2 protein-coding genes are annotated in these 1,169 nt (G+C 71.3%); both read right to left on the bottom strand.

The features are described 5' to 3' along the window. Nucleotides 1-711 (bottom strand): class II aldolase/adducin family protein (locus RTM68_RS18875; RefSeq protein ID WP_312173868.1); only part of this gene is annotated, 711 nt, incomplete at its 3' end. Then, on the bottom strand, nucleotides 708-1,169 hold a 462-nt coding region (locus RTM68_RS18870; RefSeq protein ID WP_312173866.1), incomplete at its 5' end, for an alpha/beta hydrolase fold domain-containing protein. The genes RTM68_RS18870 and RTM68_RS18875, both read right to left, overlap by 4 nt.

Raw genomic sequence — 1,169 nt, 5'->3', positions numbered from 1 at the left:
CCGCTCGCGGCGCGCGGCCTCGGGGAGGGCCTCGAATCCGGCGCGCACGCCGCCGAAGGGGTCGGCCGCGCCGTTCGCCTTGATGTATGCCGCGGCGGTGTCGATGATCCAGAGGGAGTGGGCCTCGGCCTCCTCCGAGGTGTCGCCCCAGGCGGTGATGCCGTGCCCGCCGAGGATGCATCCGATCGCGTCGGGGTTCGCGGCCTTGATCGCGGCGATGTCGAGTCCGAGCTGGAAGCCGGGGCGGCGCCACGGCACCCACACGACCTTGTCGCCGAAGATCTTCGTGGTCAGCGCCTCACCGTCGGCGGCCGTCGCGATCGCGATGCCCGAGTCGGGGTGCAGGTGGTCGACGTGTGCGGCGTCGACGAGGCCGTGCATGGCGGTGTCGATCGAGGGGGCGGCTCCGCCCTTGCCGTGCAAGCAGTAGTCGAAGGCGGCGACCATCTCGTCTTCGCGGTCGAGGCCGGGATACACGTCGACGAGCGCGCGCATGCGGTCGAGGCGCAGAACCGCGAGGCCCTGCTCCTTCAGCGTGCCCAGGTCTCCTCCCGAACCCTTGACCCAGAGCAGCTCGACCGGCTGACCCGTGACCGGATCGGTCTCGGTGCCCTTCGCCGAGGTGTTGCCGCCGGCGTAGTTGGTGTTCTTGGGGTCGGCGCCGAGGCGGTTCGACCGCTCGATGAGGGCGGCGGCGGTGGGGTTGGTCATGGCTGTTCCTTGTTCTCGGGAGTCGTGGCGAGGATGCGGCGGGCGAAGCGGTCGATCGATGCTGTCGCCGCCGCATGTTCCGGACGGTTGAGGTGGCCATGGCGGGTGCCAGGCTCGGTCGAGATGTCGAGGTCGACTCCGGCGGATCGCAGTGCGGCGCCGAAGGCCTCACCCGAGACGCGCAGCTCGTCGACCTCGTCGTTGATCATGATCGTGGCGGGGAAGCGGGAGAGGTCATCGACAGACGCGGTGCCCGGGACGGCGTAGACGTCGTGGTCCGCGAGGGAGCCGCCGAGGTAGTTCTCGTACATGACGCGCACGGGGTCGGGCCCGAACGAGTCGGCCTCCGGATCCGCGTCGAGCGCCGCGCGCAGGGCGGCATCCGGCGCGCCCTGAACCGCGTGCAGAGTCGGGTAGGCGAGCACCGCGAGGGCGGGGCCGGGGCCTGCGCCATGGCT

The organism is Microbacterium sp., assembly GCF_031988965.1.
Taxonomy (GTDB): domain Bacteria; phylum Actinomycetota; class Actinomycetes; order Actinomycetales; family Microbacteriaceae; genus Microbacterium.
The sequence above is the reverse complement of the archived record's forward strand: the minus strand, read 5'-3'. Positions and strand labels throughout refer to the sequence as shown.